The organism is Streptomyces sp. MCA2 (assembly GCF_023544705.1).
Lineage (GTDB): Bacteria > Actinomycetota > Actinomycetes > Streptomycetales > Streptomycetaceae > Streptomyces > Streptomyces decoyicus.
In genome coordinates, this window is sequence record NZ_JAMJFM010000042.1 from 71,201 (window position 1) to 86,281 (window position 15,081).

At 72.0% G+C, this 15,081-nt stretch carries 12 protein-coding genes; 3 read left to right on the forward strand and 9 right to left on the reverse strand.

Features of this window, described 5'->3' with window-relative positions:
• Positions 1-10 precede the first annotated feature (10 nt).
• Positions 11-367: a histidine triad nucleotide-binding protein gene (locus M8I34_RS29290; protein WP_030984482.1), complete on the reverse strand. Its 357-nt coding sequence runs from the start codon at positions 365-367 to the stop codon at positions 11-13.
• Between the two features lie 243 nt (positions 368-610).
• Between M8I34_RS29290 and M8I34_RS29295 the strand changes: the two genes are divergently transcribed.
• Positions 611-1,039: an OsmC family protein gene (locus tag M8I34_RS29295; protein WP_250054339.1), complete on the forward strand. Its 429-nt coding sequence runs from the start codon at positions 611-613 to the stop codon at positions 1,037-1,039.
• An 89-nt stretch (positions 1,040-1,128) separates the two neighbouring features.
• On the opposite strand, the gene M8I34_RS29300 is transcribed toward M8I34_RS29295, so the two are convergent.
• From M8I34_RS29300 to hrcA, 4 genes are all read right to left on the reverse strand, one after another.
• Entirely contained in the window at positions 1,129-1,872 is a 744-nt protein-coding gene (locus tag M8I34_RS29300; protein ID WP_250054341.1) for a 16S rRNA (uracil(1498)-N(3))-methyltransferase, read from the reverse strand.
• Positions 1,869-2,957 carry a nitronate monooxygenase gene (locus M8I34_RS29305; RefSeq protein ID WP_250054343.1) on the reverse strand — a complete coding sequence of 363 codons (1,089 nt, stop codon included), beginning with the start codon at positions 2,955-2,957 and terminating at the stop codon, positions 1,869-1,871. Before M8I34_RS29305 ends, M8I34_RS29300 begins: the two co-directional genes overlap by 4 nt.
• A gap of 96 nt (positions 2,958-3,053) precedes the next feature.
• On the reverse strand, positions 3,054-4,190 hold the full coding sequence (gene dnaJ / locus M8I34_RS29310) for a molecular chaperone DnaJ (protein WP_244414840.1): 1,137 nt from the start codon (positions 4,188-4,190) through the stop codon (positions 3,054-3,056).
• Complete coding sequence (gene hrcA / locus M8I34_RS29315; RefSeq protein ID WP_244414839.1) at positions 4,191-5,207, reverse strand: heat-inducible transcriptional repressor HrcA; 1,017 nt, start codon at positions 5,205-5,207, stop codon at positions 4,191-4,193.
• A 194-nt stretch (positions 5,208-5,401) separates the two neighbouring features.
• On the opposite strand from hrcA, the gene M8I34_RS29320 reads away from it, so the two are divergent.
• Complete coding sequence (locus M8I34_RS29320) at positions 5,402-6,136, forward strand: MBL fold metallo-hydrolase (RefSeq protein WP_250054345.1); 735 nt, start codon at positions 5,402-5,404, stop codon at positions 6,134-6,136.
• Positions 6,137-6,199: 63 nt separating this feature from the next.
• Positions 6,200-7,033: a DUF3097 domain-containing protein gene (locus M8I34_RS29325; protein ID WP_250054348.1), complete on the forward strand. Its 834-nt coding sequence runs from the start codon at positions 6,200-6,202 to the stop codon at positions 7,031-7,033.
• 42 nt (positions 7,034-7,075) lie between these two features.
• Here the strand turns inward: M8I34_RS29325 and hemW are convergent, their stop codons facing one another.
• The 4 genes from hemW to lepA form a co-directional block, all read right to left on the reverse strand.
• Positions 7,076-8,308 carry a radical SAM family heme chaperone HemW gene (hemW, locus tag M8I34_RS29330; protein ID WP_244414835.1) on the reverse strand — a complete coding sequence of 411 codons (1,233 nt, stop codon included), beginning with the start codon at positions 8,306-8,308 and terminating at the stop codon, positions 7,076-7,078.
• A gap of 52 nt (positions 8,309-8,360) precedes the next feature.
• Entirely contained in the window at positions 8,361-10,469 is a 2,109-nt protein-coding gene (locus tag M8I34_RS29335; protein WP_250054350.1) for an ATP-binding SpoIIE family protein phosphatase, read from the reverse strand.
• A 285-nt stretch (positions 10,470-10,754) separates the two neighbouring features.
• Positions 10,755-12,680, reverse strand: a complete 1,926-nt coding sequence (locus M8I34_RS29340) for a long-chain fatty acid--CoA ligase (RefSeq protein WP_250054352.1) — start codon at positions 12,678-12,680, stop codon at positions 10,755-10,757.
• Between the two features lie 436 nt (positions 12,681-13,116).
• Positions 13,117-14,991, reverse strand: a complete 1,875-nt coding sequence (lepA, locus tag M8I34_RS29345; RefSeq protein WP_250054361.1) for a translation elongation factor 4 — start codon at positions 14,989-14,991, stop codon at positions 13,117-13,119.
• Between the last annotated feature and the right edge of the window lie 90 nt (positions 14,992-15,081).

Genomic DNA, 15,081 nt, shown 5'->3' on the forward strand with positions numbered 1-15,081 from the left:
GTCGGCCCCGTCAGACCAGACGCTGGAGGTCGCAGCCGCCCAGCAGATGCGCATGGGCGTGGAAGACGGTCTGGCCGGCGCCGGGCCCGGTGTTGAACACGATGCGGTAGCCGGTCGTGTCGACCTTCTCCTCCGCGGCCACCACTCCGGCCTCGCGCAGCACATCGCCCGCGATCGCCGGCTCGGCCGCGGCCAGCTCCCTGGCGTTCGCGTAGTGGACCTTGGGGATCACCAGGATGTGCGTCGGGGCCTGGGGGTTGATGTCGCGGAACGCGACGGTGGTCTCGGTCTCCCGGACGATGGTCGCCGGCACCTCCCCCGCCACGATCTTGCAGAACAGGCAATCGGCCTGCGGTTCTCCCGCCACCGGTGGCTCCTCCCGAGTCATCCGCCGTACACACGGTGCGTACGACCTTCGGATGCTATCGGGCGGCACCGTCGGGGGGTTGCAGTGACCGGGGGTGGGGGCACGGGCTTCGCCGCGGGCTGGGGCTGCCAAGGGAGCCGGGGGCCTCCCGGCGGGGCACGTACCGCCCGGCACCACGCCGCGGGATCACTAAGCTGGCCCGCAGAACCGCTGTCGCCCACCCACCACCAGGAGTGATGCACCATGGCCACCACGCGCACCGCCGAGACCCACTGGGAAGGCAACCTCCTGGAGGGCAAGGGCACCGTCGCCCTGGAGTCCTCCAAGCTCGGTACGTACGACGTGAACTGGCCCGCCCGCGCGGAGCAGCCCAACGGCGTCACCAGCCCCGAAGAACTGATCGCGGCGGCCCACTCCTCCTGCTACTCCATGGCCTTCTCGCACGGCCTGGCCGGCAAGGGGTACACCGTCGAGGCCCTGGACACCCGGGCCGATGTCACCTTCCAGCCCGGTGAGGGCATCACCGGCATCGCGCTGACCGTCAAGGCCCGTGTCCCCGGCCTGTCCGAGGAGGACTTCCAGGCGGCGGCCCAGGACGCCAAGGCCAACTGCCCGGTGAGCCAGGCGCTGGCGGGCGTCAAGAACATCACGCTGGCGGCGGAGCTGCTCTGACGGGACGAGCGGCCGGGTCCGGTCGCTCCGCAGGGCGTCCCGGGGGCCGTGCGCCCCGGGGACGCCCCCCCAGTTCCGGGGGGCTGCCCCTAGCTCCAGCGCCCCGTGCGCCCCAGCAGCAGCGCCGTCGCCGCCGTGCCGGCCGTGGAGGTGCGCAGCACGGTCGTCCCCAGGCGGTACGGCTTGGCGCCGGCCTCGGCGAAGAGGGTGAGCTCTTCCGGGGAGACACCGCCTTCCGGCCCGACGACGAGCACGATCCGGCCCTCGGCGGGGAGTTCGGCGGTGGCGAGCGGGGAGCTGCCCTCCTCGTGGAGGACGGCCGCGAAGTCGGCGTCGGCGAGCAGGGTGGCCACCTGCTTGGTCGTCAGCGGGTCCGCGACCTCGGGGAAGGTCAGCCGGCGTGACTGCTTGCCCGCCTCGCGGGCCGTGGCGCGCCATTTGCCGAGCGATTTCGCGGCCCGCTCGCCCTTCCACTGGGTCACGCAACGCGCCGCCGCCCAGGGCACGATGGCGTCCACACCGGTCTCGGTCATCGTCTCGACGGCCAGCTCGCCGCGGTCGCCCTTGGGGAGCGCCTGGACGACGGTGATCGTGGGGTGCGGCGGGGCCTCACCGCGCAGCTCGGTGACCGCGACGGTCAGCCGGTCCTTCCCCTCGACGGCGGCGACCGTGCCGTGCGCCCCGGCGCCGTGACCATCCGTCAGGACGACCTCCTCGCCGACCCGCAGCCGGCGCACCGACACCGCGTGCCGGCCCTCGGGGCCTTCCAGGGTGAGCGTGCCGCCGGCCCGTACGTCCGCGAGCGAATCGACGAGGAAAACCGGCGCGGTCATGAGGCGCTGCCGGCGCCCGGTCGGCTCAACGCGGCGCGCGCCGCGTCCAGTTCGACCGCCAGTACTTCCACGAGCTGCCCGGCGGGCAGTTCCCGGGCCAGCCGGTGCCCCTGCCCCGCCCACAGGTTCATGCCCTGGGCGTCGCCCGCCTTGGCCGCGGCCTTGCGCACGGTGGAGGTGAGGTAGTGGACGGCGGGGTAGGCGGCCGGGGCGTACGGGCCGTGCTCGCGCAGGAAGCGGTTGACGAGCCCACGCGCCGGCCGCCCGGAGAACGCCCGGGTCAACTCCGTATGTGTGAACAGCGGGTTGGTCAGTGCCTGCTTGTGCAGCGGGTTGGCGCCCGATTCGGGGGTGGCGAGGAAGGCGGTGCCCAGCTGCGCCATGCTCGCCCCGGCGGCCAGCACCGACGCGATCTGCGCCCCGCGCATCAGCCCGCCCGCGGCGATCACCGGGATCTGCACGGCCTCGCGGACCTGGCCGAGCAGCGCCAGCAGGCCCAGCCCCGAGCCGGTCCCGTCGGCGTGCGGATCGTCGCGGTGGGTGCCCTGGTGGCCGCCGGCCTCCACGCCCTGCACACACACCGCGTCGGCGCCCGACCACTGTGCGGCCTGCGCCTCGGCGGCGGTGGTGACCGTGACGATGGTGTACGTGCCGACCTTGGCGAAGGCGTCGAGGACCGCACGCGAGGGGCAGCCGAAGGTGAAGGAGACCACCGGCACCGGGTCGTCCCGCAGGATCGCGAGCTTGGCCTCGTAGCCGTCGTCGATGGGCCCGTCGGTGTCGCCGAGTTCCGTCTCGTACCAGGTGGCCTCGCCCGCGAGTTGCTCGCGGTAGACCTCGACGACGGAGCTGTCGGACAGCGAGGGCTGCGGCATGAAGAGATTGACGCCGAAGGGCCGGCCGGTCAGCGACCGCAGCTGCTTGATCTCCTGGTACATGCCGTCGGCGGTCTTGTAGCCGGCGGCGAGGAAGCCGAGACCGCCGGCGCCGCAGACGGCGGCGGCCAGCTCGGGTCCTGAGCCGCCTCCCGCCATCGGGGCCTGCACGATCGGGTAGCGGCACAGCTCGGTCAGTGCGGTGGGCATGAGCACATCGTGTCACGCCCACCGCCCCGCTCCGAACCGGGGCGGCGACCGCCGCACCGGCCCGGGGAACGGCTTCGCCCCCGGGCCCACCTGGGGCTATCGCCCGTTGAACGCATCCTTCAGGCGCGAGAACAGACCCTGCTGCCCGGGCTGGAACTGCCCCGTGGGCCGCTCCTCCCCGCGGAGCTTGGCCAGCCGCCGCAGCAGGTCTTCCTGGTCGGGGTCGAGCTTGGACGGTGTCTGCACCTCGACGTGGACGATGAGATCGCCCCGGCCGCCGCCGCGCAGATGGGTCACTCCGCGCTGGTGCAGCGGGATCGACTGGCCGGACTGGGTGCCGGGCCGGACATCGATCTCCTCCACCCCGTCCAGCGTCTCCAGCGGGCACTTCGTGCCCAGCGCCGCCGCTGTCATCGGGATGGTGACCGTGCAGTGCAGATCGTCGCCGCGCCGCTGGAAGACGGAGTGCGCCAGCTCGTGGATCTCCACGTAGAGGTCGCCGGCGGGGCCGCCGCCGGGGCCGACCTCGCCCTCGCCCGCGAGCTGGATGCGGGTGCCGTTGTCGACACCGGCCGGGATCTTGACGGTCAGGGTGCGGCGGGAGCGGATCCGGCCGTCGCCCGCGCACTCGGGGCACGGGGTCGGCACGACCGTGCCGAAGCCCTGGCACTGCGGGCAGGGCCTGGACGTCATGACCTGGCCGAGGAAGGACCGGGTGACCTGCGAGACCTCACCGCGGCCGCGGCACATGTCGCAGGTCTGCGCCGAGGTACCCGGCGCGGCTCCCTCACCCGTGCACGTCGTACAGACGACGGCGGTGTCGACCTGGATGTCCTTGGTCGTGCCGAAGGCCGCTTCGTTCAGCTCGATGTCGAGCCGGATCATGGCGTCCTGGCCGCGGCGGGTGCGCGAGCGCGGTCCGCGCTGCGACGCGGTGCCGAAGAAGGCGTCCATGATGTCGGAGAAGTTGCCGAAGCCCGCGCCGAAGCCGCCCGCGCCCTGGCCGCCGCCCGCCTGCGAGAGGGGATCGCCGCCGAGGTCGTAGACCTGCTTCTTCTGCGGGTCCGACAGGACCTCGTAAGCGGCGTTGATCTCCTTGAACCGCTCTTGGGTCTTGGGATCCGGGTTCACGTCCGGGTGCAGCTCACGCGCCAGCCGGCGGAAGGCTTTCTTGATCTGGTCCTGCGAGGCGTCACGGCTGATGCCGAGGACCGAGTAGTAATCCGTGGCCACTTACGACTCCGCGAGGATTTGTCCGACGTAACGTGCCACTGCGCGTACCGCTCCCATCGTTCCGGGGTAGTCCATGCGGGTCGGTCCGACCACGCCGAGTTTGGCGACTGCCTCGTCGCCCGAACCGTAGCCGACCGTGACGACCGATGTGGACGCCAGGCCTTCGTGGGCATTCTCATGCCCGATACGTACGGTCATGCCCGAGTCCTTGGCCTCCCCGAGCAGCTTGAGCATCACCACATGCTCCTCAAGGGCCTCCAGCACCGGCCGGATCGTCAGCGGGAAATCGTGCCCGAAGCGCGTGAGATTGGCGGTACCGCCGATCATCAGCCGCTCTTCGGTCTCTTCCACCAAAGTTTCCAGCAACACCGACAGCACTGTCGAGACCGTGCCGCGGTCGTCCTGCTCGAAGGACTCCGGGAGATCCTGCACCAACTGCGGCACATCCGCGAACCGGCGGCCGACGACCCTGCTGTTGAGCCGGGCCCGCAGGTCCGCCAGCGAGGCCTCGCCGAACGGCGCCTGGCAGTCGATGAGCCGCTGCTCGACCCGTCCGGTGTCCGTGATCAGTACGAGCATCAGCCGGGCCGGGGCCAGCGCCAGCAGTTCGACATGCCGGACCGTGGACCGGGTCAGGGACGGGTACTGCACGACCGCGACCTGCCGGGTCAGCTGCGCCAGCAGCCGGACCGTGCGGCCCACCACATCGTCGAGGTCGACGGCGCCGTCCAGGAAATTCTGGATCGCCCGCCGCTCCGGGCTGGACAGCGGCTTGACGCCGGCCAGCTTGTCGACGAACAGGCGGTAGCCCTTGTCGGTCGGGATGCGCCCGGCGCTGGTGTGCGGCTGGGCGATGAATCCCTCGTCCTCCAGGGCCGCCATGTCGTTGCGGACGGTGGCCGGGGAGACGCCGAGCTGATGGCGTTCGGTGAGCGCCTTGGAGCCGACCGGCTCCTCCGTCCCGACGTAGTCCTGGACGATGGCGCGCAGCACCTCCAGCCTGCGTTCACTGAGCATCCCGCGCACCTCCAGTCCGGCCGTCCGCCGTCTCGTCTCTCCTGGCACTCACACGGGCCGAGTGCCAGACCCTGAGCCAGTGTACGGCCGGGTAGCACGGACACGGCAAGGGCAGCCGCGCACAGCACCCGCCCGATGACCGTGTTCGGCCGATCTGTCGGGCAACGCTATCGCGATGGCGCTAGCGTCTCGGTATGCACACTGCTTGGGAAGAGGCCGGTTGGGAACGACTCGGTGACGGTGTCGCCAGGCGCCGTATGCCGGGCTGGGACGAGACGATCGGGGTGATCGCGGGGACCACCGGCGTCATGATCGTCGACACCGGCGCGACCCTGCGCGACGGCGCGGATCTGCGGCGTGCGATCCGCGGCGTGCTGGGCCGGGAAGTGACGCATATCGCGCTCACCCACCCCCACTTCGATCATGTGCTGGGCACCGCCGCCTTCGCGGGCGTCGAGGTCTTCGGCGCGGCCGGACTGAGCGAGCTGCTGCGCCGCGGCAAGGACGAACTGCGGCACGACGCGATGCGGCACGGCGTCGAGAGGGACGCCGCCGCCGAGGCCGCCGATCTGCTGGTCGCCCCGCACCACCACGTCCACGGCCAGCTGACCGTCGAGCTCGGCGACCGGCAGGTGCTGCTCGCCAATGTCGGCCCCGGTCACACCGCCCACGATCTGGCGGTCCTGGTACCGGGCCGGGGCGGAGACCCGGAGGTCGTCTTCTGCGGCGATCTGGTCGAGGAGTCCGGGGAGCCCCAGGCGGGCCACGACGCACTGCCGCAGCAGTGGCCCGGCGCGCTGGACCGGCTGCTGGCCCTCGGCGGCGAGGACGCGCGGTACGTTCCCGGCCATGGCGCCGTGGTGGACGCCCGCTTCGTCCGTGCCCAACGCGACGCCCTGGCCACCCGCTTCGGCGTCGCCCCGTCCTGACCACCGCCCGCCCTCCCCACGACTGCATACAAACAAAGATCAACGGAGAACAGGTCCCACGCGATGCAGAACAGGCGCTACAGCCCCGACCTCACCCCGCCCTGGAAGAAGCAGCAGCCCGCGCCCGAGGTGCCGGCCGAGCCCGATCTGGTCGTCGAGGAGGTCACCTCGGGTTTCTGCGGCGCCGTGATCCGCTGCGAGAAGACCGCACAGGGCCCGACGGTCACCCTGGAGGACCGCTTCGGCAAGCACCGGGTCTTCCCCATGGAGCCGCGCGGCTTCCTGCTGGAGGGGCGGGTGGTCACTCTCGTACGCCCCCAGGGCCGGCCGGCGGCCACCACCCGGACGCGGACGGCATCGGGATCACTCGCCGTGCCCGGCGCCCGCGCACGGGTCGCCCGCGCCGGGCGCATCTATGTGGAGGGCCGGCACGACGCCGAGCTGGTGGAGCGGGTGTGGGGCGACGACCTGCGCATCGAGGGCGTCGTCGTGGAGTACCTGGAGGGCATCGACGACCTGCCCGCGATCGTCCGCGGCTTCTCCCCCGGTCCTGACGCCCGTCTCGGCGTCCTCGTCGACCATCTCGTGCCCGGCTCGAAGGAGTCCCGTATCGCGGCCGAGGTGACCGGTGACCACGCGCTGGTGGTGGGCCACCCGTACATCGACGTCTGGGAGGCGGTGAAGCCGTCCTCGGTCGGGATCGCGGCCTGGCCGTCCGTCCCGCACGGCCAGGACTGGAAGACGGGCGTGTGCCGGGCACTGGGCTGGCCGGAGAACACCGGCGCCGCCTGGCAGCGGATCCTGTCCTGCGTGCGCTCCTACAAGGACCTGGAGCCGGCGCTGCTGGGGCGGGTGGAGGAGCTGATCGACTTCGTCACGGCCGGCGGTGCGGCCTGACGTCGGCCGGGGGTCTCGGGGTGAGATCCCTCAGTCGAGTGATCAGTCCACCAGATCCCGCACCACCGCGTCCGCCAGCAGCCGCCCGCGGAGTGTCAGTACGGCCCGGCCCGCCTCGTACGGCGCGGCCTCCAGCAGGCCGTCGGCCAGCGCCCGCGCCGCCGCCCGCGTCCCCGCCGGCGCGAGGATGTCCAGCGGGCAGCCGTCCGAGAGCCGCAGCTCCAGGAGGATGCGTTCGACCCGGCGGTCCTCGTCCGAGAGGATCTCGCGGCCGGCGCCCGGGGAGCGGCCTTCGGTGAGGGCCTGGGCGTAGGCGCCGGGGTGTTTGACGTTCCACCAGCGGACGCCGCCGACGTGGCTGTGGGCGCCGGGGCCCGCGCCCCACCAGTCGGCGCCGGTCCAGTAGAGCTCGTTGTGACGGCAGCGGGCGGCGTCGGTGGTGGCCCAGTTCGAGACCTCGTACCAGGTGAAACCGGCCGCGGCGAGGCGTTCGTCGGCGATGAGGTAGCGGTCGGCGTGGGTGTCGTCGTCGGTCATCGGGACCTCGCCGCGGCGGATCCGGCGGGCCAGCTGGGTGCCCTCCTCGACGATCAGGGCGTAGGCCGAGACATGGTCGGGGCCGGCGCCGAGCGCGGCGTCGAGGGAGGCGCGCCAGTCGTCGTCGGTCTCGCCCGGGGTGCCGTAGATCAGATCGAGGTTGACGTGCTCGAAACCGGCCGCGCGGGCCTCGGCGACGCAGGCCTCGGGGCGGCCCGGGGTGTGTGTACGGTCGAGGATCTTCAGGACGTGCTGCCGGGCGCTCTGCATGCCGAAGGAGACCCGGTTGAAGCCGCCCGCGAGAAGCTCGTCGAGGTAGCGGGGATCGACGGACTCCGGGTTGGCCTCGGTGGTGATCTCGGCACCGGGCGCGAGGCCGAATTCCTCGCGGATCGCGGCCAGCATCCGGCCGAGATCGGCGGCGGGCAGCAGGGTCGGGGTGCCGCCGCCGACGAAGACCGTCTCGACCGGGCGCGGGTCGTCGCCCAGCACCTTGCGGGCCAGCCGGATCTCGTCGACGACGGTGTCCGCGTAGTTGTCGCGGGAGGCCAGGGCGCCCCCGGAGCCGCGCAGCTCGCTCGCGGTGTACGTGTTGAAGTCGCAGTAGCCGCAGCGGGTCGCGCAGTACGGCACATGCAGATAGAAGCCGAGGGGCCGGCCGGCGGCACCCGCCGGGGTATGACCGGGCAGCGCCCCGTCCTCGGGCATCGGCTCACCATCAGGCAGTGCGGAAGGCATGGGAACCATTGTCCGTCATGGCGGGGCGGTGCCGGTCCGGCGCCGGTGTGCCCTAGGGCACCCCGTGCCCCGCCGCCTGGAGGACCAGCAGGGCGAGGTCGTCGTCGGGCGGGATCGGGCCGAAGGCGTGGACGGTGTTGCGGATGTGGTCGGCGAGGGCGGTGGCGCCCAGGCCGACGCCCGCGGCGAGGGCGGTGGCCAGACCGTCCTCGTCGTCGAAGAGCCGCCGCCCCGAGCGCCGCTCGGTCACCCCGTCGGTGACGCACAGAAGCGTTTCCCCCGGGCAGAGGTCGAACGATTCGCTGACGTACGCCGCGTCCTCGACCACCCCCAGCAGCATCTGCGGCGCCGCGACGACCCGGACCGTGCCGTCCGCGCCCAGCACCAGCGGCAGCGGATGGCCGGCGCTGGCCAGGGTGCAGCGTGCGCCCCCGGAGCCGCCGGGGTACGGGACGATCTCGCCGTAGAGCAGGGACAGGAAGCGGGCCTGTTCGCCCTCCTCGCGGATCTCGACCGGCGCCTCCGCCCCGGCGCCGGCCGCCGCCACCGCCGCCGCGACCGCCGCCACCGAGTCCGCGGCCTCCCGCGCCATGGTCTTGTTGAGCCGGTCGAGCACCGCGGCCACCCCGAAGCCGTCGCGGGCCAGCAGCCGCAGCACCGGGCGGGCCAGCCCGGTCACCGCGGCCGCCTCGGGGCCGCTGCCGCAGACATCGCCGAGGGCGAAGCACCAGCGGCCGTCCCCGGCGTCGAAGAGGTCCCAGAAGTCGCCGCCCGCCCAGGCGCCCTCACGCGGCTCGTAGACCACCGCCGACTCCACGCCGGGGACCTGCGCCCGCCCCCGCGGCAGCAGACGGCGCTGGAGGACCTGGCTGATCCGCTCCTGGCGGCTGTAGGCGCGGGCGGTGGCCACCGCGCGGGCGACCCGGCGGCCCAGGTCCTCGATCAGGCCGACGACCTCGTCGGGGAAGCGCGGCAGGCCGCCCCGGCCGAGCAGGAGGGTGCCGAGGCGGCGGCCGCCGGCGACCAGGGGGCAGGCCAGTGCGGCGCCGCCCGGCCCGTAGCCGCTCGGTTCGTACGGCCAGGGCCAGGGGACCGCGCCGGGCGCACCGTTGGGCGAGCCGCTGTCCGGGAGTTCCGGCGGCTGCTTCTCCAGCGCCGTGCGCAGCGCGTCGATCCGGCTCTCGCAGGTGTGCCAGACGCGGGCGAGCCGCTGTTCCTCGCCGTCCGCCGCGATGCCGCGGCCGGGGGCGCCGGCGTCGCCGTCGTAGAGCCACACCGCGCACCATTCGGCGAGCCGCGGCACGATCAACTGGGCGGCGAGCGCGGCGACCTGATCGGCGTCGAGCTGGCCGGAGAGCAGGTCGGAGGCTTCGGCGAGGAAGGAGAGGGCGCCGTTGTCGACGCGGTCGGCCTCCTGTTCCGGCCGGGCGGACCGGCGCGGCGCCGGGGCGAGGAGTTCGGCGGCCCGCAGTCCGTGCTGGAGCAGCTGGTCGTCGAAGGCGAGCTCCGGTTCGGGCCGGGCACCGTCCCGGGCTCCTACGGGCAGCCGGAACCACACGGTCTTCATGGCCCGGCGGTAGGTGACGCCCCAGGACTCGGCGACGGCACTGATCAGCTGGAGCCCGTGGCCGCCGTTCTCGGATGCGGCGCTGTCCTCGTGGGCGCGGACCGGCTGGGTGGGGTGATGGTCGGACACCTCGACGAGCAGGCCGGGGCCGGGTACGGCGTCGAGGCCGGCGCCGGGCAGGGCGGGGACGTCCCCGTACGGCGCCGGGCAGGGCTCGCCGCTCCGGCCCCCGTAGGCCTCCGCGCCCGGCTCCCGTTCCGGCTCCAGCCGGCAGCGCAGCTCGACGGTGGTGCCCGCATGCACCACCGCGTTCGTCACCAACTCGCTGACCAGCAGCACCGCTTCGTCCGCGAGCCGGCCGGCCAGCCGCTCCGCGCCGGGCAGCCGCTGGTCGGCCCAGTCGGCGAACGCGCCGCGGACGAACCGGCGGGCGGCGGCAGCGGCCTGCGGATCACCGGGCAGGCTGGCCCACCGGGAACGGGCCGCGGCCCCGTCGGCAGGCCCGGCCGAGGGTCCGCCACGGGACCCTCCCGCCCTCGTCCCGCGCGTCGCCGTGACGTCGTCGTCCCGTGGAGACGAAGTTGTCGTCCGCATTGAGCAACTCCCGAGCAGCTCCGCTACAGCGCCGGATGCGCCAACGACAGAGTGACAGAACGAGCGCAGACATAAGCACTGAGTCACAGAAGTCGGTGGTCACAGCGGCCAATTCGGCTGACGCGCCGCGGGAGTTGGCCGGCGCGTACGCAAGGGCGCCGGGGGAACCTGTACGGACAACTTCAGCGGCGGCCGCGGTTCCCGCCGGCCGCCGGCTTCACCCGTACGGGCGCGGCGGCAGGGGCGCGCCGACCCGGCCCGCCCCGTATCGCCGCGCCCCTGCGGCTACGCCTCGCGCGCCCCCGCATACATCTCGTCGAGCAGGTCCTTGAACGCCCGCTCCACCACCGGCCGCTTGATCTTGAGGCTGGGGGTCACCTCGCCGTGCTCGATGTCCAGGTCACGCGGCAGCAGCCGGAACTTGCGGATCTGCTGCCAGCGCTGAAGCCCCTCGTTGACCCGCTCGACATAGCCGTCGATCAGCTCGCGGACCTGGTCGGTGGCGACGAGATCGGCGTACTCCTTGCCGGCCAGGCCGTGCTCCTTGCCCCAGGCCAGGATCGTGGGCTCGTCGAGGGCGATCAGCGCGGTGCAGTAGTTCCGGTTGGCGCCGTGCACCAGCACATTGGAGACGAACGGGCAGACCGCCTTGAACTGGCCCTCGACCTCCGCCGGCGCGATGTACTTCCCGCCCGAGGTCTTGATCAGGTCCTTCTTGCGGTCGGTGATCCGCAGATAGCCGTCCGGGGAGAGCTCACCGATGTCACCGGTGTGGAACCAGCCGTCCTCCTCCAGGACTTCGGCGGTCTTGTCCGGCAGGCCGTGGTAGCCCTGCATGATGCCGGGGCCGCGCAGCAGGATCTCGCCGTCCTCGGCGATCCGCACCTCGGTGCCGGGCAGCGGCTTGCCGACCGTTCCGGTGCGGTAGGCCTCGCCGGGGTTGACGAAGCTGGCGGCGCTGGACTCCGTCAGGCCGTAGCCCTCCAGGATGTGGATGCCGGCGCCGGAGAAGAAGTAGCCGATCTCCGGCGAGAGCGCGGCCGAGCCGGAGACCGCGGCGCGCAGCCGGCCGCCGAACGCCTCCCGCAGCTTGCTGTAGACGAGCGCGTCGGCGATCTTGTGCTTGGCACCCAGCGCGAACGGCACGGAGGCGTTGCCGGTGCGGCGGAAGTTGTCCTGCGAGACCTTGGCGTACTCGCGGGCCACCTCGGCGGCCCACTGGAAGACCTTGTACTTGGCGCCGCCGCCCGCGCGGGCCTTGGCCGCGACCCCGTTGTAGACCTTCTCGAAGATCCGCGGCACGGCCGCCATGTACGTGGGCCGGACGACCGGCAGATTCTCGATGATCTTGTCGACCCGGCCGTCGACGGCGATCACCTGGCCGGTCGCGATCTGCCCGGCGGTGAGCACCTTGCCGAAGACATGCGCGAGCGGCAGCCAGAGGTACTGCACATCGTCCTCATGGACCAGGCCGGTCGACTGGATCGCGCGGGCCATGTACGACCAGCAGTCGTGCGGCAGCCGGACGCCCTTGGGACGGCCGGTGGTGCCGGAGGTGTAGATGAGCGTCGCCAGCTGGTCGGCGCGCAGCGCGGCGATCCGCTCCTTGACGCACTCCGGGTGGTCCTCCAGATAGGCGGTGCCGCGCTTCTCCAGCTCGGCCAGGGTGAGCACCCAGCCCTCCGGGTCGCCCTCGGCGGGCTCCGCGCCGGCCTCGTCGATGACGACGACATGCGCCAGCTCGGGCAGCTCCGCGCGCCGCTCACGCGCCTTGGCGAGCTGTCCGGCGTCCTCCGCGATGAGCACCCGGCTGCCGGAGTCGGCCAGGATGTAGGCGGTCTCCTCGGTGTTGGTGCTGGGGTAGACCGTGGTGGTGGCGGCGCCGGAGCAGAGCACACCGAGGTCGGCGAGGATCCACTCGACGCGGGTGTTGGCGGCCAGCGCCACCCGCTCCTCGGGCAGTATGCCGAGCGCGATGAGCCCGGCGGCCATGGCGTAGACCCGTTCCGCGGCCTGGGCCCAGCTGAGCACCTTCCAGTCGTCCGCCCCTTGGCCGGCCGGGGCGCCTCCCTGTCCGGGCGGGGCCGAGGCCTTGGACGCGGGGACCGGATAGCGATAGGCCTCGATATCGGGCGTGGCCGCGACCCGCTCCAGGAAGAGGTGGGCCACCGAAGGCGGCCGGTTTTCGATCAGCGTGTGGGTGTCCGTCACGGCGTCCTCCGGGGCCCGCTTCGTTGCTGGTGACTCGCGAGTAACCTTTGAGCAGTGATCAGACTAGAGCGCGCGGCGCCGACGCGTAAGGGGCTACGACCTACTGGTTCACGATGTGACCAGTGCGATAGGTGTACGTAGCACCCGCAACGCCCGATAGCGCGCCTCGTCCCTCACCCCTACCGGGCCGCTCCCAGGTGGGACGGATCACACCATCCGCCCCCACTCGGGCGCCGCGCCCCGCATTCGCGCCGGCGAACGGGAAAAAGCCGACAGGGCGCCGACCCCCGCCATGGGGACCGGCACCCTGTTCCACTGCCTTACGACCGCTCCATCCGGCGGCCGCTCCGCTTCGCCGCCTCACCACTTCGTCGCCTCGCGGCTACGTCCTCTCACGGCTCGTGGGGCCGTGGGTGCGGCTGATGCGGGTGACGCGCTACTTCTTCGACTTCGCGTCGCCGTCGGAGTCCGAGGACAGCACCGCGATGAAGGCCTCCTGCGGGACCTCCACGCTGCCGACCATCTTCATCCGCTTCTTGCCTTCCTTCTGCTTCTCCAGCAGCTTCCGCTTACGGGAGATGTCACCGCCGTAGCACTTGGCGAGGACGTCCTTGCGGATGGCGCGGACCGTCTCACGGGCGATGACCCGGGCGCCGATGGCGGCCTGGATCGGCACCTCGAAGCTCTGCCGCGGAATCAGCTCCCGCAGCTTGGCGACCAGCCGCACGCCGTACGCGTACGCCTTGTCCTTGTGGCAGATCGCGGAGAACGCGTCGACCTTGTCGCCGTGCAGCAGGATGTCGACCTTCACCAGGTCGGCGGCCTGCTCGCCGGTGGGCTCGTAGTCCAGCGAGGCATAGCCGCGGGTCTTGGACTTGAGCTGGTCGAAGAAGTCGAAGACGACCTCGGCGAGCGGGAGGGTATAGCGGATCTCGACGCGGTCCTCGGAGAGGTAGTCCATGCCGAGCAGGTTGCCGCGGCGGTTCTGGCACAGCTCCATGATCGCGCCGATGAACTCGCTCGGCGCCAGGATCGTGGCCCGTACGACCGGCTCGTGCACCTTGTCGATCTTGCCCGTCGGGAACTCGCTCGGGTTGGTGACCTCGTGCTCGACCCCGTCCTCCATGTCGACGCGGTAGACCACGTTCGGCGCGGTCGCGATCAGTTCGAGGCCGAACTCACGCTCCAGGCGCTCGCGGATGACCTCCAGGTGCAACAGACCCAGGAAGCCGACGCGGAAGCCGAAGCCCAGGGCCGCGGAGGTCTCCGGTTCGTAGACCAGCGCGGCGTCGTTGAGCTGAAGCTTGTCCAGCGCGTCGCGGAGCTCCGGGTAGTCCGAGCCGTCCAGGGGATACAGGCCCGAGAACACCATCGGCTTGGGGTCCTTGTAGCCGCCGAGCGCCTCCTCGGCACCCTTGTTGAGCTGGGTGATCGTGTCACCCACCTTGGACTGCCGGACATCCTTCACGCCGGTGATCAGGTAGCCCACCTCACCGACGGACAGGCCGTCGGAAGCCTTCATCTCCGGAGAGTTCGTGCCGATCTCCAGGAGCTCGTGAGCGGCGCCGGTCGACATCATCCTGATGCGCTCGCGCTTGCGGAGCGTGCCGTCGACGACCTTCACGTAGGTCACGACACCGCGGTAGGCGTCGTAGACCGAGTCGAAGATCATCGCGCGGGCGGGGGCGTCCTTGACGCCGACCGGGGACGGCACCTCGCGGACGACCTTGTCCAGCAGCTCGGGCACGCCGACGCCGGTCTTGGCGGAGACCCGCAGGACGTCCTCGGGCTCGCAGCCGACCAGATTGGCCAGCTCGGCGGCGAACTTCTCGGGCTGGGCGGCCGGCAGATCGATCTTGTTGAGGACGGGGATGATCGTGAGCTCGTGCTCCATCGCCAGGTAGAGGTTGGCGAGGGTCTGGGCCTCGATCCCCTGAGCGGCGTCGACGAGGAGGATGCAGCCCTCGCACGCGGCGAGCGAGCGGGAGACCTCGTAGGTGAAGTCGACGTGGCCCGGGGTGTCGATCATGTTGAGGATGTGGGTCGTGCCACTTCCCTCTTCACCCTCGGTGGGGTCCCAGGGCAGACGGACCGCCTGGGACTTGATCGTGATGCCGCGCTCGCGCTCGATGTCCATGCGGTCGAGGTACTGCGCGCGCATCTGCCGCGAGTCGACGACACCGGTGAGCTGGAGCATCCGGTCGGCGAGCGTCGACTTGCCGTGGTCGATGTGCGCGATGATGCAGAAGTTACGGAGGAGGGCCGGATCGGTACGGCTCGGCTCCGGCACGTTCGTAGGGGTCGCGGGCACGCAGGGTCCATTCAGTGAACGCGGGTAGGCGGGACTCGGGTATGTGACGTCTCCCCCATCGTCCCATGAGCGAGGGGCTCGGTCCGGTTT